The following is a 24,587-nucleotide window of genomic DNA, read 5'->3' as shown; positions in this document are numbered from 1 at the left end:
CTACTGACTTTCCCTAGGAGAACCCATGATCGAACGCACCCTGTTTTCAAGCGACCACGAAGCCTTTCGCGACAGCTTCCGCAAATTTGTTGAGAAAGAGATCAGCCCCTTCCACGCCGATTGGGAAGACCAGGGATATGTGGCCCGCGAGGTGTGGAACAAGGCGGGGGCGAACGGCTTTTTGTGCATGTCCATGCCCGAGGAATACGGCGGCTCCGAGGCGGACAAGCTGTACTCGGTAATCCAGATGGAGGAGCTGGCGCGCGCCGGGACCACCGGCATCGGCTTCGGGCTGCACAGCGAGATCGTGGCGCCCTACATCCTGCATTACGGCACCCCGGAGCAAAAAGCCCGCTACCTGCCCAAGCTGGCCAGCGGCGAGATGGTGGGCGCCATTGCCATGAGCGAGCCTGCGGCGGGGTCTGACTTGCAGGGCATCAAAGCCACGGCGATCCAGCAGCCCGACGGCAGCTACCTGCTCAACGGCAGCAAAACCTTTATCACCAACGGCTGGCATGCCGACCTGGTGGTGGTGGTCGCCAAGACCAACCCCGCCGCCGGTGGCAAGGGCACCAGTTTGCTGCTGGTAGAGCGGGGCATGCCGGGCTTTAGTGTGGGCCAGCGGCTCAAAAAAATGGGCATGAAAGCGCAAGACACTTCTGAGCTGTTTTTTGACAACGTGCGCGTGCCTGCCGACAACTTGCTGGGCGGTGCGGCGTTTGAGAACAAGGGCTTTATCTGCCTGATGGAGCAGCTGCCTTGGGAGCGGCTGCAGATTGCCATCGGCGCGGTGGCGGCGGCCCAGGCCGCTATTGAATGGACGGTGGACTATGTGAAAGAGCGCAAGGTATTTGGCCAGCCGGTGGCGAGTTTTCAAAACACGCGCTTCACGCTGGCCGAACTGCAAACCGAGGTGCAGGTGGCCCGTGTGTTTGTGGACAAATGCTGCGAACTCGTTTGCAAGGATCAGCTGGACACCGCCACCGCCAGCATGGCCAAGTACTGGACGACCGACTTGCAGTGCAAGGTGATGGACGAGTGTGTGCAGCTCTTTGGTGGCTACGGCTATATGTGGGAGTACCCCATTACCCGGGCTTATGCCGATGCGCGTGTGCAGCGCATTTACGGCGGCACCAACGAGATCATGAAAGAGGTCATCACCCGCGCCATGGGGCTGGGCGGCAAGTGAGGGCTTGTAAAGCCCTTGCGGCGACCTCACTACTATGATCGGTCCATGACATTTGATGCGCTCTTTCTGCTGGCGGGCCTGGCGGCTTTTCTGGTCGGTTCCTCCAAAGGGGGCTTGCCTGCGGTGGGTATGTTGGCGGTGCCTATTTTGTCGCTGGCGATGTCGCCGGTTCAAGCGGCGGTGTTGTTGCTGCCCATCTTTGTGATCTCGGATGTCGCCGGGGTGTGGCTCTACCGCCGAGAGTTCAGTGCGCCGAACCTGAGAATTTTGATTCCTGCCGGGGTGGTGGGCGTCGGGGTCGGCTGGGCCACGGCGTCTATGGTGTCGGACCGGGCGATCATGCTGATGATCGGCATGGTGGGGGTCGGGTTTTGCCTCAATATGTGGTTGCGCGACCAGAGCGCAGTGAAAGCGCAGCCGCCTCATTGGGGCAAAGGCTGGTTCTGGGGCACGTTGGCGGGTTTCACTAGCTTCATTTCTCACGCCGGAGCGCCGCCATACCAGGTGTACATGCTGCCGCAAAAGCTGCCCAAAGCGGCATTTGCGGGCACGTCGACCATTGTGTTTGCGGTGATCAATGCCGCCAAAATCATTCCCTACCAGAGCCTGCGCCCCTACTCGGTCGCGTCCTTGCAGTCCATCGCGTGGTTGGTGCCTTTTGCGCTGGCGGGGGCCTTTGCAGGGGCGTTTTTAACGAAGCGAATTGCCGACCAATGGTTCTACCGCCTGGTGCAGTTCAGCCTGTTTGCGGTGTCGATAAAGTTGATGTGGGATGCGCTTCGAATGACCGCCTGATTCACGCGGTGATCCACTTCAAATCGAAAGCGCGCTCAACCAGCCACACCAGGGCCAGGACCATCGTGAGCGCGGAGCCGCCGGCAAACACACCTTTTTGATAAAAGCGCGTCTTTCTTAAAGCAAAGGCAAGTGGCAAGAACACCGCGACGATCGCGAGTTGCCCGAGCTCCACGCCGACATTGAAGCCCACCAGGCTGATCACCAGCGTGGCGCTCGGAAGGCCCAATTCGCTCAAAACACTGGCAAAGCCAAAGCCGTGAATGAGGCCGAAGAGAAAGGCGGCGACCCAGCGTTTTTCTCCCACGACAGGGTAGAGGTTGTTGGCGGCCGCCAACACCACTGACAGTGCAATGACGGATTCCACCCAGCGCGAGGGCAACTCAACGACTTGCAATGCAGCCAGCGTGAGGGTGATGGAGTGTGCAACCGTGAAGGCAGTGACCACCCACAGCACTTCCCGGCCTGCGGCCTTGAGGTTGGAGATAGGACTCCATTGGTCCCGCGAGCGCACCAACACCACCGGCAGGAGCAAGGCCAGTAGGAAAAGTATGTGGTCAAACCCGATCCAGATGTGCCACACACCTTGCACCAGAAACGCGCCAAACTGACTGAGGCCTGATAACTCGCCGGACGCGAATTCCTGCTCAGATGATTCTGGCGAGAAGATGGTGGAGACCGTTTGCCCGTCGAGGTTCAGACGCAAGAGGCCGCGGTGCAGAGCATCCATGCCGAATAGCAACCGGTAGTTCACCTGAAAGGGGGCAGCACTTGCCGGGCACTGCCCCTGCAAGCGCATCACCGCATAGGCGCCATCGGTGTGTTCGTCGATCAGGTGCTCCGTGACGGAAATCCGGCAGGCCCCGCCGCGCGATAGCGTCAGGGCACTGGTGCTCCAGGCCTCGACTTCCGTATGTTTGCTGCGCACTTCCCCCCAGGTAATCTTGCCGTCACCATTGGCATCGAGACCGATGGCAAAGTCGATGTCCCGGAGTGCGATGTCCCATTGACCACGCACTTCTGCCCCTTGAACCTCCAGGATCAAGTAACTGTCACTAGCTTTGTGGGCTTGCGCCGGAAGCCACCACAGACTCAGCAGCCAAAAACAGAGGAATCGCCAATTCATCGCAGTTCCCTCGCGAGTTGCCGCATGCGGGGGTCTTCAAACTTGCTGGACTGCAGCCAGTCGAGCGCCGGCTGCGCAGCCTGGGTTTGTCGGGCCGCGATCGCCGTTTCCAGGAGTATGCGGGCATCGCGTGGTTCACGCTGAAAGGCATAGTTTTCTTGCGCGAGCCGCACTGCCGTCGCCGGGTCCTTGCGCACCTGCAGCTCAAAGCGGGCTTCTTCAGCCAGATGGGTTGTGTCACCTCGCGCTCGCGCGGCTGCGAAGCGGTCCCTCAACATGTCGCGGTGGCGCTGGGTGGAGGCGCTGCCTATCAGTCCTTCTGCAATGGCAAGGCGCACCAGGAGGCTGTCTGCCGCTTCCCAAGTTGACAGCAGTTTTGCAACTTCGCGAGCTTGGCCGTTGTCTAGCAGGAAGTCGGACCATGCGGCTAAGAGGTACACATCATCCTGGCCTAGGGCCATTGCCTGTTGGTAGTGCCGCCTGGCCACTTCAGGCCGGCCCTGCCAAGCAGCGAGCTCCCCTAAACGGGTCAGTAACCAGAGGCGACTCGCGTCAGACCGGGTGCCATCCAAAGTCTTCAATAGCGTCTGGTACCCCATGCCTAGTTCACCCGCATAGGCCTGGGCCAAGCCCTGGCAGGCACCATGCAGTGCCTCGCGCCCCAGGCCCTTCAGGGCTGAGCACTCTTTGTTTGCGGCCGGATAGTCTGCTTGCACCAAGTAAATAGCGCCCCGCCAGGCATGCGCCTCCGCGTATTCCGGGTCCAGTTTGAGCGCCTGTGCGAAGTCCTGCAGGCCACCTTGAAAATCATGACGATATTGACGTGTCACGCCTCGAACTGTGAAGAGTTCGGCGGAAAAGGGCTGGGTGAAGCGTCGCAGCAGAGCGTCTGCGTAGCCAATGTAGCGTGGGTCTCCACGGGCCGTAGCGAGATCGATGTAGCGCTGTGCCAGAGCGGCTTGGGTGGAGGCGTTAGCCGGCTCCGCTTGCGCGTTGGCGCGCAGTGCAGCCAGTTCCTTCATGCTCGTGTCTCCCGAACGGCCCGGGAGCTTTTCAAGAATCTGGTCGTCTGAAGCCGGTTGATAAGGCGTGGCGTGGGATAGTGTTGGCAGTATCAGAGCCGCCAAGCACAAAACACTGATGTAAACCCTAGTACGAATTGAATTTAGCGGTTTTGCTGGTTTCATATGTGGCGTACATTGCAGTTTCCACCTATCCCGGTGGGAGTTAACCCTGTCATTGGAGTCTAACCATGAATAAGTTTTTCAGCATCGTGATTGCGTCTGCTTTTGCCACTGCCTCATTCGGCACGTTTGCAGCTTCCCACGGGGGAGCCATGAAGGATGACAAGAAGATGGAGGAATGCAAAAAAATGGATCAAAGCAAAGCGGACGAAAAAATGAAGATGGAATGCAAAAAGATGATGGAAAAGAAGTAAAGCTCCCCGCTTTTCTTTTTTTTCTGACGGGCCTTCGGGCCCGTTTTCTTTTGGCGGGCGATGGCAGTCGCATCGCTACACTTTGAACCACACTTGGAGGAGTTGAGTTCTATGACGTCGCCTTTATTTCCCTTAAGTCTGGATCGCGTTCTGAAAGTGCCACGCCAGGCCGTATGGCGCTGTTGGACGGAGCCAGAGCTGCTCTGCCAATGGTTTTGCCCCAAGCCGTGGAGCGTGAGCCACGCCGTTATTGAGTTACAAGCGGGGGGGCGGTTCCTGACCCATATGGTGGGTCCGAATGGTGAGCAGATGCCCAATGCAGGCGTTTTTCTGCAGGTGGAGCCTGATCGCAAACTGGTGTTCACCGACGCGTTTACCAGTGCGTGGGTGCCCAGTGGCAAGGCTTTTATGGTGGGCGAAATTACGCTGGCCGACGCCCCGGAGGGCGGCACGCACTACCTGGCGCGTGCCCTGCATTGGTCTGAGGCCGACATGCAGCAGCACGAAGCTATGGGGTTCAATGAAGGCTGGGCTGCGGCCACCCTGCAGCTCGAAGCTTTGGCGCGGACCTCATGACAGAGTTCCGTTTTCCGGTGCGTGTGTACTGGGAGGACACCGACGCCGGAGGCGTGGTGTTTTATGCCAACTACCTCAAGTTTTTTGAACGTGCCCGCACCGAGTGGCTGCGCGCGGCAGGCGTAGAACAGCAGCAGCTGCGTGATGAGACGGGCGCAATGTTTGTGGTGGCAGAGGTGCAGACCCGCTATGTCAGTTCCGCCCGTTTGGATGACCTGCTGGACGTTACCGTCCGCATTGAAGAACAGGGCGCCGCCAGCATGGTGATTGCGCAGCAAGTGTGGCGCGGGCAGACACTGCTGGCGGAAGGTCGTATCCGCATCGGTTGCTTGCAGTCCGCAAGCTTGAAGCCCTGCCGCATTCCTAAGGCAGTGTTGCAGGCCCTTGTGAACTTTACAGAGTCGCGACACACCGGCTAAGGGGGCTTCATCTCCGGTTGAAACAATACAAGAATCAACGGAGGAACTAAAAATGAAAGTCAGTGCGCAGCGCCCTTGGATCACCCCTGCTGTCATTGGCAGCTTTGCCTTGCTCTCAGTCACCGGCATTTTGATGTTTTTTCATCTGGATTCCGGATTCAACAAACTCGCGCACGAGTGGCTGAGTTGGATTTTTGTCATCGTAGTGGTCCTGCACGTGTTGCTCAACGTGGCTGCGTTCAAGCGCTATTTCAAAACCGGAGTAGGGCGCTGGGTGGTCATCGGCTTTGCGTTGTTGCTGGCGGCAAGCTTTGTCAACTTGGGGGGCGGCGACTCTAAGCCGCCGTTTGTCGCCCCCATTCAAATGATGGCTGCGGCCCCGCTGAGCGCCGTGGCGCCCGTGGCTGGGGTGGACTTGGCTGCGATTACTGCGCGTTTGGCGGCACAAGGTATCCGGGTAGAGCGTCCCGATCAATCGATCCGCGATCTGGTGGGTTCCGATCTGGGGGCTTAGATGCGCGCCCTGTCAGCACTCAGCACCTCCGCCAAGCCCTGAGCACTCAGTGGGGAGGGCAGCTCCCCTGTGGAGGTGTTAGCGCGGCGGGAGCTCGGCTTCCAGCGCCGACATCAAGGCTTCTTTTTCCTGCCAGATGCCCGCTACCCAGGCTGCAAAACCGGCGCGAAATTCGGCATCGGTGCCGTAGTCGCCACTCTGTTGCGCCACCGGCACACTGATCGTGCGGGCCCGGACCACAACACGGCGCATACGCCCGCACAGAAAGTCCATGAACGTGGGCACCCCGTCGGGGTAGTAAATCGTAATGTCCAACACGCTGTGAAACTTGTTGCCCATGGCTTGCAAGGCAAGCGCAAGCCCTCCCGCCTTGGGCTTGAGCAGGTGCGGGTAAGGCGACTGCTGCCGGGCGTGCTTGGCGGGCGTAAAGCGTGTGCCCTCTAGAAAATTCATGACGCTGGTGGGGATCAGGGCGAATTTCTCGCAGGCTTTGCGGGTGGTTTCTTGATCTTTGCCCCGCATTTCAGGATGCTTTTTCAAATAGGCCTTGCTGTGGCGGCGCATGAACGGAAATTCCAGTGCCCACCACGCCAGCCCCATCACTGGAACCCAGATCAGCTGCTGTTTGAGAAAAAACTTGAGCAGCGGGATACGCCGGTTGAGCAGGTGCTGCAACACAAAAATATCCACCCAACTCTGGTGATTGCTACTCACCATGTACCACTGGTCCGGGCGAAGGCCTTCCAGTCCTTGCACATTCCAGGTGGTCTTCTGGGTGAGTTTCATCCAGCCGCTGTTGCAACTGATCCAGCTCTCCGCAATGGAAAGAATGACCGGATCGATGCGCAGGCGCACAGCCCTGAATGGCAAAAGCAGCTTGACGGCAGCAAACACCAACAGAATAGGCACCCAGAACAAGATGTTCAGTGTTAACAGCACGCCGGCGATGAGTGCGACCAGAGGGAGGGGAAGAAAGTTCAACATACACGCGTTCGGGTTGAAAGTGCTGGAGCGCTATTTAATTTATAGCGGTAGGTGCAGTATTAGCGGGCGCTGGTGGCATATCTTCATAAAAGCACACGTTGTTGCGCCCGCGCTGTTTGGCCGCATACATGGCAGTATCGGCGTTTTTGAGGGCCTCGGCCGCCTGGGTCCGGCTGCCCGAGAACAAAGTTACTCCGATGCTGGGCGTGGATTTGTGTGACTGGCCGGCCAAGGTGAAGTCCTCATTCAGGCTGGCCAATATCTTGTAGCTGATCATGGATGCGTGCAGCCGTGCCGCACCCGGGTCAGGTCCCAGGTTCTGCAGCAACACCACAAACTCGTCCCCGCCGAGCCGGGCTACGGTGTCCACCTGGCGCACATTGCGCTGCAGTCGACGCGCCACTTCTTGGAGCAGCAGGTCGCCCACATCGTGCCCACGGGTGTCGTTGAGCTGTTTAAACCGATCCAGATCGATAAACAACAGCGCACCAAGCTCAGCACTCCGCTGGCTCTGGGCCATGGCGGTCTGCAAGCGGTCGTTCAGCAGGCGCCGGTTGGGCAGGCTGGTGAGCGCATCGTGAAAGGCCAGGTGCCGGATGGCCTCTTCGGCTACCTTGCGCTCCGTGATGTCGCGGGCAATGGCTATGAATCGCGTCTCTTCGTTACCAACCGCCGGTTTGCGCACGACAGACAGCTCGTACCACACGCGGCCGCTGGCACTCTCCAAGCTGTATTGCACGCCATCCGAGCGCCCATTGTGCGATGCCTGCTCGATAGCGGCCATGCAGGCTGCAGCCGCCTCTTGCGGGAGTACTTCCTGCACGGTGCGGTCAATCAGCATCTGCGGGTCTTGAATCAGGGCACTTTTGTTGTGGCTATGCACGGCACGGTAATGGCCTTGGCTGCTGAACTCGAACAGCAAGTCGGGTAGGGCGTCCAGCGTGGCTTGCAGTTCAGCCTGTGCGGCCAGCAAAGACTGCTCGGCTTGCTTGCGGTTGGTGATATCCATCAAGGTGCCCACCATCCGCTGAGGAATACCGTCTTGGCTGGTCTGCACAATCTTGCCACGGCTGCTCAGCCAGATCCACCGCCCGCTGGCATGTTGGGCCCGGTACTCCGCCTGAAAAGAAGCGCTTTGCCCTTGCAGGTGTTGGTGCACCGCTCCTGCGACATGGGCCAGATCGTCGGGGTGGATAAATTGGCTCCAGGACCGCGGCGCCTGTGCGTCACCCGGCATGTGGCCCAGCATGGCGAAGGCACGCTGGTCCATCAGGTACCCGGGCTCGTGGCGCAAGTCGTGGTCCCACCGGCCCAGTTCGGCGCCCATGATGGCGAGTTCCAGCTGTTCGGTGGTGTCGCGCAACAGGGCTTCTGCGTCTTTACGATCCTGGATGTTGCGGGACACGCCCAAAACGCCGATCACTTTGCCTTGCGCGTCGCGCATGGGAGTTTTGTTGACTTCGAACAGCAAACCGTCAGGGTTGATTTTGGTGACGTTGCTTTCTTCAAAGCTCACAGTCCTGCCGCTTTGCAGTGCCCATTGGTCCGACAGCATGAATTCCGCCGCAATAGTTTCTTCGACCCAATTCGCATCCCGGGTACCAACGATGTCTTCGATCTGCACCCCCAAAGCATCTGCAAAGGCTCCATTGCAAGTGAGGTACACGCCCTGAAGGTCTTTGACCCAGATCTGGTCAGGAATGGTCTGCATTACATTGCGCAGCATCGCTTCGCTCTTGCGCAGCGCGGCGCGGGCTTTGCGCTCGCGGGTGATGTCTTCGATCGTGCCCTCAAAGGCCACGACTTTGCCGTACCTGTCGTAGAGCGCATGGGCATGCTCCCGGACCCAGAAGCGCTCACCGTTTTGCAGGCGGAACATCTCGGACACGAAGTCACTGACTTTGCCGTGTTTGTGCAATTCATCGACCAGGTCTTTGTGACGCTGGGGCTGCACATAGGGGTTGAAACCGCAGGCCTGCAGGCGCTCGGTGAGTTGCAGCTCATCTCTGCATTGGTGTATGCGCACGAAAGCGCGGTTGGCTTGCAGAATCCGGCCGTCCAGCCCTACGCGATAAGCACCGATAGGCAGGTACTCGAACAGGGTGGACGTGTCGTTTTTGACGCTCACAGCCGCTCCGGTCTGAAACTATTTCAGGCTTCCCGACAAAAATTGCGCCAACCGTTCGCTCTTGGGCGCCGCTAAAACTTGCGCGGGGTGTCCTTGCTCTTCAATCAGGCCCTTGTGCAGGAAGATCAGGTGGTTAGACACCTCACGCGCAAAGCCCATTTCGTGCGTCACCACCACCATAGTGCGGCCCTCTTCGGCCAGGCTCTTCATGACGCGCAACACTTCGGACACCAGCTCGGGGTCGAGCGCGCTGGTCGGTTCGTCAAAGAGCATGACTTCGGGCTCTACCGCCAACGCGCGGGCAATGGCTACGCGCTGTTGCTGCCCGCCGCTCATGTGGGCGGGGTAGCGGTCTTCCACACCGGTCAGACCCACTTTGGCGAGGTACTTGCGCGCGGTTGCCACGGCCTCGTCTTTGGGGACGCCTAGCACATGCACGGGGACTTCAATAATGTTTTCCAGCACCGTCATGTGGGCCCAGAGGTTGAAGTGCTGAAACACCATGGCCAGCTTGGTGCGCAGGCGCTGCAGTTGCTTGGCATCTTTGGCGACCAGCTCGCCGGTAGGGCCGGCCACGAGGGCGAGCTCTTCACCCGCCACCTGGATGCGGCCCTGGTGGGGCTTTTCCAGCATGTTGATGCAGCGCAAAAAGGTGCTTTTGCCAGAGCCGGAGCTTCCGATGATGCTGATGACATCGCCGGCATGCGCCGAGAGCGACACCCCTTTGAGCACCTCGTTACTGCCGAAGCGTTTGTGGATGTTTTCGACCTGGAGTTTCAGGGTTTTGGGTTCGGTCATGGTCTGGGCAGTCGTATCAGGTTTCGGTGGAGGGCAAGCTGGCGCTCAAGCGCCCAGAAGCTCACCCGTCCGGAAGGCGGTGGCGCCGGCGATCTTGCCGATTTCGGCTCCGGCATGGGCATAGCGATCCCGCACCCGGGCATAAAACACACCGGCAACGCCGGCGTAGATCGGGTGGCAGGTGTTCTCAATCGGGTTGATCACCTCGGCAACGAGGTCGCCGACCTGCAATACTCGGCCCACATCGGCCACATAAGCCACGACGCCGGGGCACGGCGTGCGCAGTGTCTCAGAACCTGCCAAGGGCGTCGCTTGGGCTGCCGGCGCGGGAATGCGCACGGGAGTCGTGGTGTGCACCGCGCCCGAAACGCACAAGAAATCAAACACGGCTTGTGCATCGGCTTGCGCCCAGGTGTGGGACACATCGGCCTCGCCGCGCAGCTCGACCGTGGTGCTGTTACAACCCTGAGGCAGGGGAACCGTCAGGCCGTCTTGCTTCAAACGTTCCGCCAGTTGCCACCAGGCACCGGACAAGCATTCGTCAAACGGGCCACTGCCCGAATTGCGGGCCAACAAAATGGCCTGCGCCTGCAGCAAGTGCGCCAGCGGCTCCAGCTGGGGCCAGCAGGGCTCTTCGGTGTAGAAGTGCATGACGCCTTCGCAGTCGCAATGCAGGTCAATCACATGGTCTGCGTCGTGCGCCAGCAGCAACAGGGTTTTGCGCAGGCTTTGCAGCTCGGTCGCAGGTTGCCACTGCTGCAAGTAGGCCGCCATGGCACGGCGGACCTTGAGGACATTGCCCTGGGCATCCTGGTCCAACTGGGGCTTGACGGTGTCGTACACCTCTTTGGCCAGGTCGGGGTAGTGGCGGTTGAAGTTCTCCGAGCTGTCCAGCTCAAAGCGCCCCATCGGCTTGTGGTCAATGCGCTGGGCCAGCCCGATCGGGTTGGCGACCGGAACCAGAATCACTTCGCCACGGAGTTGGCCGGCCGCTTCGGCTTTGTCCAATAGGGCACGCAGGTGGTAGGCGGCCAACATGCCGGGCAACTCTTCGGCGTGCAAACTGGCCTGCACATACACCTTGGGCCCAAGGCCGGGTGTGCCGTAGTGAAAACTGCTCAGGCTGCGATGGCTGCCCAAGCTGTTGGACAACAAGGGGTGGTCTTTGCGTTGCATGGTGGTCAGTGTTTGCGGGGGGCCAAGTACGCCAGAAAATGCTTTTCTGCCAAACGGAACATGCCGATCAGGCAAAACGACGCCACCAGGTAAATGGCTGCAGCGGCCAAGTAGGCCTCGAAAGGCAGGTAGTAGTCCGAGTAGATGCGGCTCGCCGCGGCGGTGACGTCCAGCATGCTGGGCACGGCGCTGGCCAGGCTGGTGCTTTGCAGCATCATGACCACTTCATTGCTGTAGGCGGGCAGGGTGCGGCGCAAGGCGCTGGGCAGCACGATGCGGCGCATGGCTTGGAACCGGCTCATGCCGTAGGCCTGGGCCGCCTCAATTTCACCGGCAGCCGTCTCGCGAATGGCACCGGCCAACATTTCGGCGGTGTAGCCCGCGGTGTTCAGGCTGAAGGCCAACAGGGCGCAGAAAAAAGGCTCTTTAAAGTGCGTCCAGGGCCACACATCGTCCCAGCGTGCCTGAATCCACTCCAGTTGGCCCAAGCCGTAATAAATCAGATACACCTGAATCAACAGCGGGGTACCGCGAATCACGTAGGTGTAGGCTCCCACCACCCAACGCAGCACTGCCCAGCGGCTGGTGAGGGCCAGCGCAAACACCAAAGCCAAAACGGCGCCAATAGCCAGGGAAGACAGCAGCAGACCCAGGGTGGTGCTGATGCCGGTGAGGTAGAGCTGCAGATTTTGCGGCTCAAAAATCACATGCCATTTCATAGCTCACCCCGCTTGGTGCCGAGGCTGTAGCGCGCATTGATTTTGCGCAGCACATACAGCGAGATGCTGGTGTAAATCAAAAACAGCGCTGCCGTGAACAGGAAAAACTCAAAGGGCGAGCGCGTCGCGGCACTGGCCTGCTTCGAGAGATAAGTCATTTCCTTGAGCCCGATCAAACTCACCAACGCGGTGGCCTTGATCAGTACCAGCCAGTTGTTAGTGAAGCCGGGCAGGGCGTAGCGCACCATTTGCGGTGCGGTAATGCGCACAAACGCGCGCACACGCCCCATGCCGAAGGCCCAGGCGGCTTCCATCTGGCCCTTGGGGATAGACAAAATGGCGCCCCGGAAAGTTTCCGTCATGTAGGCGCCGTAAATAAAGCCGATCGTGAGCACGCCGGCCAGAAAAGGGTTGATGTCGACGGTTTTTTTGCTGCCCGCCAGTTCCAGCAAGTGGTTCAGTCCGATGGTGCCGCCGTAAAAAACCAGCAGCATCACCACGAGGTCAGGCACCCCGCGGATGACAGTGGTGTAAGCGGTGGAGAGGGCGACCAACACGGGGCGGCCGGAGAGTTTGGCTGCTGCGCCCAGCAGGCCGAGGGCAATGGACACCAGCAGAGCACACAGCGATACGCCAATGGTTAGTACCGAGCCCTGCAGGATGGCAACGTAATAAGAATTCATGAAAGCCTGTGGGCGCATGGAACACAACGGGGCGCACAGTTGCGCCCCGTTGTGTAGTTTTTACAAGATTTATTCGCCGTAAACGTCGATGTTGTACTTGGCAAAGTACTTGTCGTTCAGGGTCTTGTAGGTGCCGTTGGCGCGGATGGCCTTGATCGCTTCGTTCAGCTCGCCCTTGAGCTTGTCTTCACCCTTGCGCAGTGCAATACCTGCGCCGTAGCCGAAGTACTGGGGCATCTTCAGGTCGGGGCCGACCAACTCGTACTTGGCGCCTTCAGGCTTGGACAGGAAGCCACCGGTGACTTCCATGTAGTCGGCAACAGTACCGTCCAGACGGCCGGACTTGATGTCCAGGTAGACCTGATCCTGGGCTTCGTAGGAGTTCACGATTACGCCGGCTGGCTTCAAGTCGCCCATGGCGTATTTTTCTTGGGTAGAGCCCTTCAATACACCGATTTTCTTGCCCTTGATGGAGGCTGCGTCCGTGAACTTCACGCCCTTTTTCAGCACGATGCGGCTAGGGGTGTTGTAGTACTTGTCGGTGAAGTCGACTTCCTTCATGCGGTCATCGGTGATGGACATGGAGGAAATGATGACGTCGTATTTCTTGGCGTTCAGGCCGGGGATCATGCTGTCCCAGACTTGTTCGACGAATTCGCACTTGCGCTTGATCTGCTCGCACAGGGCGTTGGCCACATCCACGTCGAAGCCGGTGGGCTGGCCATCGGCGGACTTGAAGGTGAAGGGTTCGTAGGTGGGGTCGATGGCGACCTTCAGAGGGCCGACTTCAGGAGCGGGAGCTGCAGCGACAGGAGCCGATGCGGGGGCAGCAGGCGCTGCAGGAGCGGCTTCTTCTTTTTTGCCGCAAGCAGCCAAAACGGAGGTTGCTGCCAGTGCCAGCAGGAGTTTCTTCATGGAAAAGTCCTTTGATTTGCCGGACTGCGCCGGCGGTTAAGAAAAGAAAAAATCATTCTACGGGCTAACCACAGCAAATTTAGTGCCGCCCCAACTCGGGGCATGGGGGTTTGTACCGGTGAAAATCATGCATTTGGCGGTTTCGGAAGTCAAAACTCAATGTAATTTCCGATTGCGCACAGTCCCGCAGGAGACGCACTCTTCAAAAACGGAATTACCAGCCCCTGCGAGAAGCCCCTCCAAGTGCATTGGTACGCCTAAAACCTTACACTCGCGGGTTATCCCCCGGATTCCTATGAACGCCCCAGTCGACGTCTCCTTCTTCGCGCGCGCCGCCAAGCCGATTTCCAGTTACCGCAAGTACTGGGCGTCCCGCTTCGGCACGGCCCCCTTTTTGCCCATGAGCCGCGCGGAAATGGACAAGCTCGGCTGGGACAGTTGCGACATCATCATCGTGACGGGCGATGCCTACGTCGACCACCCGAGCTTCGGCATGGCGGTCATTGGCCGCATGCTTGAAGCCCAGGGCTTCCGGGTAGGCATCATTGCCCAGCCGGATTGGACCAGCGCCGAAGCCTTCAAGGCCTTGGGCAAGCCCAATTTATTCTGGGGCGTGACCAGCGGCAACATGGATTCCATGATCAACCGCTACACCGCGGACCGCAAAATCCGCAGCGACGACGCCTACACCCCCGGCGATGTGGGCGGTAAGCGCCCCGACCGCGCCGCCATTGTGTACAGCCAGCGCTGCCGCGAGGCCTTCAAAGACACGCCCATTGTGCTGGGCGGCATCGAAGGCAGTTTGCGCCGCATCGCGCACTACGACTACTGGAGCGACAAGGTCCGCCGCAGCATCGTGGTGGACGCTAAGTGCGATTTGCTGCTCTACGGCAACGCCGAGCGCGCGATTGTGGAAATCGCCCACCGCCTGGCCGCCAAGGAGCCGGTCGAGAGCATCACGGATGTGCGGGGCACCGCTTTTGTGCGCCGCCCGGACGATGCGTCGGGTAAAGACTGGTTTGAGATCACCTCCACGACCGTGGACGAGCCGGGCCGCGTCGAGGCCCATGTCAACCCCTACATGACCACCAGCGAGCTGGCTGCCGAGAACGGCGCCACCTGCGCCAAAGACGAAGAGGCCCAAGCCACCGCTGCAGCTGCCGAGGCAGCAGGTGCTATGAAATCAGGAGCTGATCGCGCAGATAATACGGGGGCTGCAGGCCAAAATGGTTCAAAACCGGAGGTCAATGCCGCCATTGCCCCGCTGACCTTTTTTGCCAACCCTGCACTGTCCAGCGGCAAGGGCAAGCTCAAAGTGCCGCCGCGTGAGCGGTCGGTGATCCGGCTGCCGAGTTACGAGCAAGTCAAGAGCGACCCGATTTTGTATGCCCACGCCAACCGCGTGCTGCACCTGGAAACCAACCCCGGCAACGCGCGCGCGCTGGTGCAGGCCCATGGCGAGGGCGTGACCGCCCGTGACGTGTGGATCACGCCGCCACCCATTCCGCTCACCACTGCGGAAATGGACTTTGTCTTCGACCTGCCGTATGCCCGCAGCCCGCACCCGACCTATGCGGACGAGAGCGGCAGCCACGACGGCGCGACCAAAATCCCCGCGTGGGAAATGATCCGCTTCTCAGTCAACATCATGCGCGGCTGTTTCGGCGGCTGCACCTTCTGCTCCATCACCGAGCACGAGGGCCGCATCATCCAAAGCCGCTCGGAAGAGTCCATCATCAAAGAGGTGGAAGACATCCGCGACAAGGTCAAGGGCTTCACGGGCACCATCTCCGACTTGGGTGGCCCCACCGCCAATATGTACCGCCTGGGCTGCCGCAGCCCCGAGATTGAAGCCGCCTGCCGCAAGCCCAGCTGTGTGTACCCCGGCATCTGCCAGAACCTGACCACCAACCACGATCCGCTCATCAAGATCTACCGCCGCGCGCGGGCGCTCAAGGGCATCAAGAAGATTTTGATCGGCTCCGGCCTGCGCTACGACCTGGCCGTCAAGAGCCCCGAGTACGTGAAAGAACTGGTGCAGCACCACGTGGGCGGCTACCTCAAGATCGCGCCGGAGCACACCGAGCAGGGCCCGCTCACCAAGATGATGAAGCCCGGCATTGGCAGCTATGACAAGTTCAAGCAGCTGTTTGAAAAGTTCTCGCTCGAGGCCGGCAAAAAACAGTTCCTGATTCCGTATTTCATCGCTGCCCACCCCGGCACCACCGATGAAGACATGATGAACCTGGCCATCTGGCTCAAGAAGAATGGTTTCCGCGCCGACCAGGTGCAAACCTTCTACCCGAGCCCCATGGCCACTGCCACCGCCATGTACCACTCAGGCCGCAATACCTTGAAGCGCGTGCACCGCACCGCCCAAAGTGAAGACGAAACGGTCGATATCGTGCGGGGCGAAAAGCGCCGCCGCCTGCACAAGGCGTTTTTGCGCTACCACGATGCCAACAACTGGCCCCTGCTGCGCGAAGCGCTCAAGACCATGGGCCGCGCCGACCTCATCGGCAACGGCAAGCACCACCTGATCCCCACCTTCCAACCCTTGGTGGACGGTGGTTACCAGAGCGCCCGCAAAAAGAACTCGACCGCCGCACCGGTGAAGGCCACCGCCAGCCGCGTGCAGCCGCTCGGCAAGGCAGCCACTCCGGTAAAAGGGCGCATGCTGACCCAGCACACCGGCCTGCCGCCACGCGACACCGGCGCGCCAAAGCCGGCTTTCAAAGCGGCCCGTAAGCCACGTTAGAAGACTGATTTACTGCAGGGTATCGCTGTCGTTGCCGGCGGCGGTTGCCTTTTTGTCCCGCACATTTTTCTGGACGGTCACGGCGCTGTACAAGGCTAGTACGAAGGACATTGCGTAATAACCTTTTTCGGAGAGCAGCAGGGTCGCGTTCCACAAGCCAGTGCCAAGCAATAGCAGCGACAAGCCGACTGCCAAATAGCAAATGCCGTAATACGCACCAGACACTGGAATGCCTTCAAGCTTGTCGCGCACGCATTTTTGCAGCGAAACGGCGGCAAACAATCCGAAGGCCAGTAAGGTGAAGTAGTAGCCTCTCTCGTTCAGTTGCATTTCCGCATTCCACAGGCCTAGCAGAAACCCACCGGCGCCCAAGCCTAGACAAGCGAATGTGGCGCCTACGTAGGCACCGGAAGAAGATTGTGGAAACGAGATGGATGTTTTCATGGGTAGGTGTGTGACGAGTTTAAAAGTTTGGCGGTGACGAGCCACAGTGCTGCTGCCTGATGGCGCTAAGCTATTGTTTTTAATGGCCCGCGAAATGCCGGCGCCATTCTCTCAATAAATTTCGGACTTTTTCTAAAAAATGATCAGGGTATTCACGATAGCGTTGCTGATGTTGCCGGCCATGGCTTTGGCTCAGGCGCCCATCCAGTTCAGTAACAGTCCTAAGGCGATCAAGCAGTACGAGTCGAGTACTTTGGAGAGCTTGGTTGAGCGCTGTCCCGTGATGAAAGTCGAGAGTTACAAGGTCCCTGAAGAGGTTCGCGCCCTGCGAAACGGGTTTGTCGATGTCATGCCTCAAAACTCGAAAACCGGCTTGTACTCAGTGTTCGTATTTGACCAAGACAAGCGCACCTTTACTTTGGTGGATGGTCAGGTACTTTCCCGCGACAAGAAGCTCTCGCTGAGATTGGTGTTACCTCGGGATTACGGGCGATGCCGCTTGGTTCGCACGCCGGAAGGTGCTGAAATGCTGGAGGTGGTGCACTCGGAGCGCAATTACCTGTCCGACGTGCAACGCATGCAAAAGCTCAGCAAAGAGTTGCTGGAGTTAAGTGCTGCAAGCGCGCAACAACCCTCCGCTTGTGCGACGGCGTCTAGCGTTCAGGATGGCCAGCTCTTGAATGGGGGAAACAGGGTCACTTTGAATGTATGTCAAGAAGCAACGGCGGCTATGGTGGAACGCTTGCGTAAAACGGTTCGCAAAGTCCATGAACGCTAGGTACCTCTGGCGCACCTTCCAGCAGTGGATGTTGTGCTGCTGTTTACTGGGTTTCTGTATTTCGGCTTCTGCCACGGGGGAAAACTGCCCCCCAGAGCGCAAGTCCTTGAGTGCCGAGTTGTTCGCAGCGTCGCAGGCCCAAGCGCGAGATCGCGGGTTTTTGTGGCGGGTCACCAAGGACGGGCACAGCTCCTACCTTTATGGCACGCTGCATGTGGGCCGTGAAACTTGGTTGGCCGCTGGCCCGGCCATGGCGGCGGCTTTGCAAGATGCCACCACTCTCGCGCTGGAGCTCAATCCTCTGGATGCTGACAACGTCCGCCGCATGGGGGCTGCCCTGGCGCAAGCGCCGGTGCGGCCGCTGGCGCCCGGGCAGCGCCAGCGCTTGGAGCGCCAGTTGCAGGCGCAGTGTCTCCCGATCCAGGCCGTGGGGCTGAGCCCTGCGGAATTGCTGCTCTCCGGGGTGGCGCTCGCCCTAGCGCGGCGCGACGGGCTGGATGCGCAGTTTGGTTCAGAAACCTTTCTGGCATTGTTTGCACAACAGCGGGGCATGCCTGTCGTGTCGCTGGAAACCGTGGAGCTGCAGTTACAAGCCCTGCTGTCGCCAGACGCCGCCGAAGCCCGCCAAATGCTGGAAGACGGTTTGCGTGAGCTTGAGGCCGGCACCGCACGCCAGAGCTTGCTGGAGCTGGTCAGCATGTGGGAGCACGGTGATCAGCAGCGGCTGGACACGTATGAGCAGTGGTGCGAGTGCTTGGTAACTCCCTCGGAAAAGTTACAAATGCAGCGTCTTTTGGACCAGCGAAACCCCGCCATGGCGCACCAGATTGACGCGCTGCATCGCTCAGGGCAACGGGTTTTTGCCGCCGTCGGGAGTTTGCACATGTCAGGTGATCGGGGTTTGCCCGCGGTATTAGGCCGAATGGGCTATCGCGTCCAGCGTTTACCCTGATGGTCAAGGCCCGTGAAGCGGCTTTTCAGCTTCACAATGTTGGTAACTCTTGGTGGTAACGGTTACAAAATTCCGCTTTTGGTGCGGGAGTCCACCGGGTAGCCGGTTTTTTGCAGACTTATGCAATAAGCTGTGATTTAAACCAACGACAAGCCCGGGTGTGAGCCCTTGGTGAATGTGAGAGACCTATGCTGACAGACCACGACGTGGGTGCCTTGATGCGTGCCCAACATGCCGATCCTTTCAGCATTCTCGGGCCCCACCTGCAAGAGGGCGGCGTTCGCATTTGTGCGCTGTTCCCGGCAGCCCGGGAGGTGTGCGCTATAGAGCGTGAAACCGGCGCACGGCTTGGAACACTCGCCCGCCACGAGGGCACTGATGTGTTCTCACTCCTGTTGCCGGGCGCTCTCGTGGTACCGGACTATTTACTGGAAGTCTGCTGGGATGACAGTGCTGCCGGTGTGTCGCTCCTGGAGGACCCCTACCGCTTTCCGGTCGTGTTGCAAGAGATGGATTTGTGGCTGCTCGCCGAGGGCACGCATTTGCGCCCCTATGAATGTCTGGGGGCGCACCCCGCCCGGGTGTGCGGCATCGACGGCACCAGTTTTGCCGTGTGGGCGCCCAATGCCCAGCGGGTCTCGGTGGTCGGCTCGTTCAATGCATGGGACGGGCGGCGCCACCCCATGCGTTTGCGCCGTGAGTGTGGCGTATGGGAAATTTTTATCCCCCATGTCGGCAAGGGGGACCTGTACAAATTTGAGCTCTGGAACGCCAAGGGCGCCATCACCACCAAGGCCGACCCGTTTGCGTTTGCGGCCCAGCTGCGCCCCGATACGGCCAGTGTGGTTGCAGGCTTGCCCCCGCGGCTGCCCATGCGTGCGGACCGCGTGCAGGCCAACGGGCTGAACCAGCCCTTGAGCATTTATGAGGTGCACTTGGGCTCCTGGCGCAAAGCCGACGGCTGGCGCTGGCTGAACTACCGTGAGCTCGCCGACACACTGGTGCCCTATGCGCGTGAACTCGGCTTCACCCACCTAGAGCTGCTGCCGGTGAGCGAGCACCCGTTTGATGGCTCGTGGGGCTACCAGCCACTGGGGCTTTTTGCGCCGACGTCGCGCTTCGGGTCTCCGGAAGACTTTCAGTACTTTGTGGACGCTGCCCACAACGCCGGGCTGGGGGTGATTCTTGACTGGGTGCCGGCGCACTTTCCGAGTGACGCGCACGGCCTGGCTGAGTTCGACGGCACGCACCTCTACGAATACGCCGATCCTAAAGAAGGCTTTCACCAGGACTGGAACACGCTCATCTACAACTTCGGTCGCACCGAAGTGCGTAACTTTCTGGTGAGCAATGCGCTTTACTGGTTGGAGCGCTTCGGTATTGATGGTCTGCGGGTGGACGCGGTGGCCTCCATGCTCTACCGTGACTACAGCCGCGCCGCTGGGCAGTGGATTCCCAATAAGCACGGCGGACGCGAGAACCTGGAGGCGATTGAGTTTTTGCGTCGCATGAACCATGTGGTCGGCACCGAGCGTCCCGGCGCGATCACGCTGGCCGAAGAGTCCACCGCCTTCCCCGGCGTAAGCCGGCCGCCATCGCCGGACCTGCAGAGCGGCGGCTTGGGCTTTCACTACAAGTGGAACATGGGCTGGATGCACGACACCCTGGAATACGCGGCGCTGGACGGCGTACACCGCAAGCACCACCAGAACCAACTCACCTTCGGGCTGATGTACGCGTTCACCGAAAACTTTGTGCTACCGCTCTCGCACGACGAAGTAGTGCATGGCAAAGCCTCACTGCTGGGGAAAATGTCGGGGGACGAGTGGCAAAAGTTCGCGAATTTGCGGGCGCTCTATGGGTTCATGTGGGCCTACCCCGGCAAAAAATTATTGTTCATGGGGGGCGAGTTGGCCCAGCCCACCGAGTGGGCTGACGCGACCGAGCTGCCCTGGGCGCTGGAGCAGCTGCCGCGCCACCAAGGCGTGCAGCGCCTGGTGCGAGACCTGAATCGGGTGTACCGCGCGTTTCCCGCCCTGCATGAGCAAGACATACAGCAAGAAGGGTTTGCGTGGATCGCCCATGACGATGCCGCCCAGTCGGTAGTGGCTTTTCAGCGCCGTGCCAAAGACGGTCGCGTCATGGTGGTGGTGTGCAACTTCACACCGGTGCCGCGCCCGGGTTACCGCATCGGCGTGCCGGTGGCAGGGGCCTGGCGCGAGGTCATTAACACCGACAACGGGGTGTATGGTGGCAGCAGCCTGAGCTCGTGTGCCGGCCGAAGCGAGCCGGTGGTCGCGCACCATCTCGGGCAGTCGCTGGTGCTGACCTTGCCACCCTTGGCATGCCTTGTGCTCATTCCCGGAGAAGAATGAGTCTCTCTATGTCTTTGCCGAGCTTATTGCAGGGTTCTGCCGCTGTGTGGGGTGCGAGCCTCACTGCAGAAGGGGTGAACTTTGCACTGGCGGCGCCTGACGCCACCGGTGTGGATCTCTGCCTGTTTGATGAAACCGGCAGCACCGAGCTCCAGCGCCTGGCTCTACCGGGCTGCACGGGTGGCGTGTGGCATGGCCTGCTGCCTGGCGCCGGAGCCGGGCCGGTGTACGGCTACCGGGTGCACGGCCCTTGGGCGCCCGCGCAGGGCCACCGCTTTAACCCCGCCAAAGTGTTGCTCGACCCCTACGCCTTAGAGGTCGTGGGCCGCTACGACGGCTCCGAGTTGCACTGGGCCCACACCCCGGAGAGTGCAAGGGGCTCGCAGCAAACCGATGCCCGAGACAACGCGGCCACAGCCCTGAAGGCGCGGGTGTCCGCCGCTTTGCCCCCTGCATCCGCCGGCCCGGTCATCGAGGCGCGGCAACGCGTGATGTATGAGCTGCACGTCAAGGGCTTTACCCGGCTGCACCCCGGCGTGCCCGCGCATTTGCAGGGTACCTATGCGGGGCTTGCCCACCCGGCAGCCATCGCCCACTTGACGGCTCTGGGGGTGACCACGCTCAGCGTGATGCCGGTGGCAGCCCGCGCCGATGAAGAGCGCCTGCAGCACCTGGGGCTGAGTAACTACTGGGGCTACAGCCCCATTGCCTGGAGTGCGCCCGAGCCCCGCTACTGGAGCGGCACTCCGGGCAGCACCCCGCGCAGCGAGTTCCGCGCCATGGTGGACGCATTGCACGCAGCCGGGCTGGAGGTGGTGTTGGATGTGGTCTACAACCACACCGCCGAAACCGATGAACTCGGCCCGACGCTGAGCCTGCGGGGCATTGCCAACAGCACCTACTACCACTTGGAGCCCGGTGATGCGGCCCGTTACATCAACTGGACGGGCTGCGGCAACTGCGTCAACCTCAACCACCCGCTGGTGCTGCGCACCGTGATGGACAGCTTGCGCACTTGGGTGCTGGACTACGGGGTCGATGGCTTCCGTTTTGACCTCGCGCCCGTGATGGCGCGCGGTACACGGGACACCGGTTACCGCTTCAACCCACACGCCCCGTGGCTGGCCGCGGTGGCGCAAGACCCCGTGCTGCGCGACCGCTTGATGGTGGCCGAGCCCTGGGACATCGGGCCCGGCGGTTACCAACTGGGCGCATTTCCGTCCGGCTGGCTGGAGTGGAACGACCGCTTCCGCGACACCCAGCGCAGTGCCTGGCTGCGCCACAGCACCAGCCGGGGCGCGCTGGCTAACCGGTTGGCAGGCTCGGCAGATGCCTTCACACCCAGCGCCCGCCCGGCCCATAGCAGCGTGAACCTGGTGACGGCGCACGATGGCTTCAACCTCATGGACGTGGTGAGCTACTGCGAGCGCCACAACGATGCCAACGGCGAACACAACCGCGACGGGCATGGCCACAACCTGAGCGTGAACCACGGGGTCGAGGGAACCAGTGACGATTCGCACGTGGTGCAAGCGCGTGCACGCCATCGGCGCACTTTGCTGGCCGCCACGCTGTTGTCGCTCGGCACCCCGATGCTGCTCGCCGGCGACGAGCTGGGCCACACCCAGGGCGGTAACAACAACGCCTACTGCCAAGACAACGCCACCACCTGGCTGCGCTGGGATGCTGTGGTGCAGCATGAAACAGCCTTCGTGGCCCGTGTCATTGCCTTGCGCAAGCGGCTGGAGGCCTTGCAGGCCGCCGGCTGGTGGCGCGGCCATGCGTCGGACTCCGGTAGCGGCCCCATAGCCCGGTGGGCGCTGCCCGATGGCAGCCCCTTGCAGGCCGCCGACTGGGACGCCCCCGCTGGAGGCCCGATGTCGGTCACCCTGCAGGCGGACACCCCGCAGGCACTGGTGTTGCTGCTCAACCCGGCCCGTGAGGCCCAGGCGTTTGAGCTGCCGCCCGGTGCCTGGTGCCTGGCCTTGGATACCGCCCACCCGGAGCTGCCCGCAGAAAGCAGCGCGCTCGTTGGCTCGGTCTTGCTGCAGGCGGACAGCCTGATGCTGTTGACCACTTGAACCATACCCACCATTTTTGTTTTTACGACTGTCACACCACCATGCCACGTATTACTCTGCCCACCTCTGCTTTTGACGGACAGCGCCCCGGTACTTCGGGTTTGCGCAAAAAAGTCACGGTCTTTCAGCAACCCCGTTATCTGGAAAACTTTGTTCAAGCTTTGTTTGATGTGCTGCCGGATGCAGCGGGCTTGACGCTGGTGGTGGGCGGTGACGGCCGCTTTTACAACCGAGTGGCGATCCAAACCATATTGCGCATGGCTGCAGCCAAAGGCTATGCCCGGGTGCTGGTGGGGCAGGGTGGCATTTTGTCGACGCCGGCAGTGAGTGCCGTGATCCGCCGCCATGGCGCGAGCGGCGGCATCGTGCTGTCCGCCAGTCACAACCCCGGCGGGCCGGATGGCGATTTCGGCATCAAATACAACGTGGCCAATGGCGGCCCCGCGCCTGAAAAAGTAACCGAGGCCATTTACGAGCGTACCAAGTCAGTCCGCGAAATCCGCACCATGGAGACGGCCGACATCAGCCTGGACGCTCTGGGTAGCCAGCACATTGGCAGCACCGAGGTGGTGGTCATTGACCCCGTGTCCGATTACGCCGAGGTTATGCGCAGCCTGTTTGACTTCGAGGCCATCCGCAAGCTGTTTGCAGGCGGCTTCACCCTGCGGTATGACGCCATGTGCGCGGTGGGCGGCCCCTATGCCAAAGCCTTGCTGGAAGGCGAGCTGGGCGCACCGGCCGGCACGGTGGTCAACGGCACGCCGCTGGAAGACTTCGGTGGCTTGCACCCTGACCCTAACCCGGTGAACGCCGAAGACCTGATTGCCCATTTGTTTGCCGCCGACGCACCCGACATGGGCGCGGCGAGCGACGGCGATGCCGACCGCAACATGATCGTCGGGCGAAATTTTGTGGTGTCACCCAGCGACAGCCTGGCGGTGATTGCAGCCCACGCCACTTTGGTGCCGGGTTTCAAGGCCGGTGTGGCCGGTGTGGCCCGCTCCATGCCCACCTCGACCGCGGTGGACCGGGTAGCCAAGGCTTTGGGTATTCCTTGCTTTGAGACCCCCACCGGCTGGAAGTTTTTTGGCAACTTGATGGACGACGGCAAGGTCACCCTGTGTGGCGAAGAGAGTTACGGCACCGGCTCCAACCATGTTCGCGAGAAAGACGGTTTGTGGGCCGTGCTGTTCTGGCTCAACCTGATTGCCGCCAGCGGCAAATCGGTCGAAACCTTGGTGCGCGAGTTGTGGGCGGCCCACGGTCGCTGTGTCTACTCCCGCCACGATTACGAGGGCATTCCTACCGAGCGCGCAGATGCCTTGATGGCCGAGCTGCGGGCCGCACTGCCTACCTTGGGTGGCACCACCATCGCCGGATTGCCGGTGGCCTTTGCCGACGACTTTGCCTACACCGATCCGGTGGACGGCAGCGTGAGCCAGAAGCAGGGCGTGCGCGTGGTGCTTACCGATGGCTCGCGGGTGGTGTTCCGCCTCTCGGGCACCGGCACGGAGGGCGCTACCTTGCGGGTGTACCTGGAGCGCCACGAGCCCGATGCTGCGCGCCATGACATTCCCGCCCAAGAGGCGCTGCAACCTCTGATTGCGCTGGCCGAAATGGTGGCCCGCATCCGCCATTTCACCGGTATGAACCAACCCACCGTGACGACCTGAGCCGCAGAAGCACAGGCCTTACGTTCACCTCATCAAAAACCAAGCGACAGGAGACAAACCCATGAG

General features: G+C 60.7%; 22 protein-coding genes. 12 read left to right on the top strand and 10 right to left on the bottom strand.

Annotated features, from left to right (window positions below; all coding sequences use genetic code 11):
* The first annotated feature begins 25 nt into the window (after positions 1-25).
* Both QZW03_RS12390 and QZW03_RS12385 read left to right on the top strand, forming a co-directional pair.
* Positions 26-1,189, top strand: coding sequence for an acyl-CoA dehydrogenase family protein (locus tag QZW03_RS12390; protein ID WP_296510314.1), 1,164 nt, complete (start codon positions 26-28; stop codon positions 1,187-1,189).
* Positions 1,190-1,234: 45 nt separating this feature from the next.
* Complete coding sequence (locus QZW03_RS12385; RefSeq protein WP_296510313.1) at positions 1,235-1,984, top strand: sulfite exporter TauE/SafE family protein; 750 nt, start codon at positions 1,235-1,237, stop codon at positions 1,982-1,984.
* A 1-nt stretch (position 1,985) separates the two neighbouring features.
* On the opposite strand, the gene QZW03_RS12380 is transcribed toward QZW03_RS12385, so the two are convergent.
* A complete protein-coding gene (locus tag QZW03_RS12380; RefSeq protein WP_296510312.1) occupies positions 1,986-3,110 on the bottom strand; it encodes a HupE/UreJ family protein in 1,125 nt (374 codons plus the stop codon).
* Positions 3,107-4,132: a hypothetical protein gene (locus QZW03_RS12375; protein ID WP_296510311.1), complete on the bottom strand. Its 1,026-nt coding sequence runs from the start codon at positions 4,130-4,132 to the stop codon at positions 3,107-3,109. Before QZW03_RS12375 ends, QZW03_RS12380 begins: the two co-directional genes overlap by 4 nt.
* 230 nt (positions 4,133-4,362) lie before the next feature.
* Here QZW03_RS12375 and QZW03_RS12370 point away from each other — a divergent pair, with 230 nt between their 5' ends.
* The 4 genes from QZW03_RS12370 to QZW03_RS12355 all read left to right on the top strand — a co-directional run bounded on the left by QZW03_RS12370 (position 4,363) and on the right by QZW03_RS12355 (position 6,057).
* Entirely contained in the window at positions 4,363-4,548 is a 186-nt protein-coding gene (locus QZW03_RS12370) for a hypothetical protein (RefSeq protein WP_296510310.1), read from the top strand.
* Positions 4,549-4,659: 111 nt separating this feature from the next.
* On the top strand, positions 4,660-5,124 hold the full coding sequence (locus tag QZW03_RS12365) for an SRPBCC family protein (protein ID WP_296510309.1): 465 nt from the start codon (positions 4,660-4,662) through the stop codon (positions 5,122-5,124).
* The gene (ybgC, locus tag QZW03_RS12360) at positions 5,121-5,543 is read left to right on the top strand and encodes a tol-pal system-associated acyl-CoA thioesterase (protein ID WP_296510308.1); all 423 of its coding nucleotides are present in this window, start codon (positions 5,121-5,123) and stop codon (positions 5,541-5,543) included. The genes QZW03_RS12365 and ybgC overlap by 4 nt, the downstream gene beginning before the upstream one ends.
* A 52-nt stretch (positions 5,544-5,595) precedes the next feature.
* On the top strand, positions 5,596-6,057 hold the full coding sequence (locus QZW03_RS12355; protein WP_296510307.1) for a DUF4405 domain-containing protein: 462 nt from the start codon (positions 5,596-5,598) through the stop codon (positions 6,055-6,057).
* 78 nt (positions 6,058-6,135) lie between these two features.
* Here the strand turns inward: QZW03_RS12355 and QZW03_RS12350 are convergent, their stop codons facing one another.
* The 7 genes from QZW03_RS12350 to QZW03_RS12320 all read right to left on the bottom strand — a co-directional run bounded on the left by QZW03_RS12350 (position 6,136) and on the right by QZW03_RS12320 (position 13,460).
* Positions 6,136-7,041 carry an acyltransferase gene (locus QZW03_RS12350; protein WP_296510306.1) on the bottom strand — a complete coding sequence of 302 codons (906 nt, stop codon included), beginning with the start codon at positions 7,039-7,041 and terminating at the stop codon, positions 6,136-6,138.
* A gap of 34 nt (positions 7,042-7,075) precedes the next feature.
* On the bottom strand, positions 7,076-9,169 hold the full coding sequence (locus tag QZW03_RS12345) for a diguanylate cyclase (protein WP_296510305.1): 2,094 nt from the start codon (positions 9,167-9,169) through the stop codon (positions 7,076-7,078).
* An 18-nt stretch (positions 9,170-9,187) separates the two neighbouring features.
* Positions 9,188-9,967, bottom strand: coding sequence for an ATP-binding cassette domain-containing protein (locus tag QZW03_RS12340; protein WP_296510304.1), 780 nt, complete (start codon positions 9,965-9,967; stop codon positions 9,188-9,190).
* Between the two features lie 45 nt (positions 9,968-10,012).
* Positions 10,013-11,143, bottom strand: a complete 1,131-nt coding sequence (locus QZW03_RS12335; RefSeq protein ID WP_296510303.1) for a succinylglutamate desuccinylase/aspartoacylase family protein — start codon at positions 11,141-11,143, stop codon at positions 10,013-10,015.
* A 5-nt stretch (positions 11,144-11,148) separates the two neighbouring features.
* Positions 11,149-11,862 (bottom strand): ABC transporter permease subunit, encoded by a 714-nt coding sequence (locus QZW03_RS12330; protein WP_296510302.1) that lies wholly within the window; start codon positions 11,860-11,862, stop codon positions 11,149-11,151.
* Positions 11,859-12,545: an ABC transporter permease gene (locus QZW03_RS12325; RefSeq protein WP_296510301.1), complete on the bottom strand. Its 687-nt coding sequence runs from the start codon at positions 12,543-12,545 to the stop codon at positions 11,859-11,861. Before QZW03_RS12325 ends, QZW03_RS12330 begins: the two co-directional genes overlap by 4 nt.
* A 69-nt stretch (positions 12,546-12,614) precedes the next feature.
* Positions 12,615-13,460, bottom strand: coding sequence for an ABC transporter substrate-binding protein (locus QZW03_RS12320; RefSeq protein ID WP_296510300.1), 846 nt, complete (start codon positions 13,458-13,460; stop codon positions 12,615-12,617).
* A gap of 295 nt (positions 13,461-13,755) precedes the next feature.
* Here QZW03_RS12320 and QZW03_RS12315 point away from each other — a divergent pair, with 295 nt between their 5' ends.
* Positions 13,756-16,218 (top strand): YgiQ family radical SAM protein, encoded by a 2,463-nt coding sequence (locus QZW03_RS12315; RefSeq protein ID WP_296510299.1) that lies wholly within the window; start codon positions 13,756-13,758, stop codon positions 16,216-16,218.
* Positions 16,219-16,227: 9 nt separating this feature from the next.
* Here QZW03_RS12315 and yiaA read toward each other — a convergent pair whose 3' ends face one another.
* On the bottom strand, positions 16,228-16,662 hold the full coding sequence (yiaA, locus tag QZW03_RS12310; protein ID WP_296510298.1) for an inner membrane protein YiaA: 435 nt from the start codon (positions 16,660-16,662) through the stop codon (positions 16,228-16,230).
* Between the two features lie 139 nt (positions 16,663-16,801).
* Here yiaA and QZW03_RS12305 point away from each other — a divergent pair, with 139 nt between their 5' ends.
* From QZW03_RS12305 to QZW03_RS12285, 5 genes are all read left to right on the top strand, one after another.
* The gene (locus tag QZW03_RS12305; protein WP_296510297.1) at positions 16,802-17,440 is read left to right on the top strand and encodes a hypothetical protein; all 639 of its coding nucleotides are present in this window, start codon (positions 16,802-16,804) and stop codon (positions 17,438-17,440) included.
* Positions 17,430-18,392 carry a TraB/GumN family protein gene (locus QZW03_RS12300; RefSeq protein WP_296510296.1) on the top strand — a complete coding sequence of 321 codons (963 nt, stop codon included), beginning with the start codon at positions 17,430-17,432 and terminating at the stop codon, positions 18,390-18,392. The genes QZW03_RS12305 and QZW03_RS12300 overlap by 11 nt, the downstream gene beginning before the upstream one ends.
* Before the next feature lie 188 nt (positions 18,393-18,580).
* On the top strand, positions 18,581-20,767 hold the full coding sequence (gene glgB / locus QZW03_RS12295; protein WP_296510295.1) for a 1,4-alpha-glucan branching protein GlgB: 2,187 nt from the start codon (positions 18,581-18,583) through the stop codon (positions 20,765-20,767).
* An 8-nt stretch (positions 20,768-20,775) separates the two neighbouring features.
* The gene (gene glgX / locus QZW03_RS12290) at positions 20,776-22,848 is read left to right on the top strand and encodes a glycogen debranching protein GlgX (protein WP_296510294.1); all 2,073 of its coding nucleotides are present in this window, start codon (positions 20,776-20,778) and stop codon (positions 22,846-22,848) included.
* 41 nt (positions 22,849-22,889) lie between these two features.
* Positions 22,890-24,521, top strand: coding sequence for an alpha-D-glucose phosphate-specific phosphoglucomutase (locus QZW03_RS12285; RefSeq protein ID WP_296510293.1), 1,632 nt, complete (start codon positions 22,890-22,892; stop codon positions 24,519-24,521).
* The last annotated feature ends 66 nt before the right edge of the window (positions 24,522-24,587 follow it).

Origin of the sequence: Rhodoferax sp., from assembly GCF_013297935.1 — a bacterium.
Taxonomy (GTDB): domain Bacteria; phylum Pseudomonadota; class Gammaproteobacteria; order Burkholderiales; family Burkholderiaceae_C; genus Allorhodoferax.
Note: the sequence above shows the minus strand (reverse complement) of the source record. Positions and strands in the feature narration are given on the sequence as shown.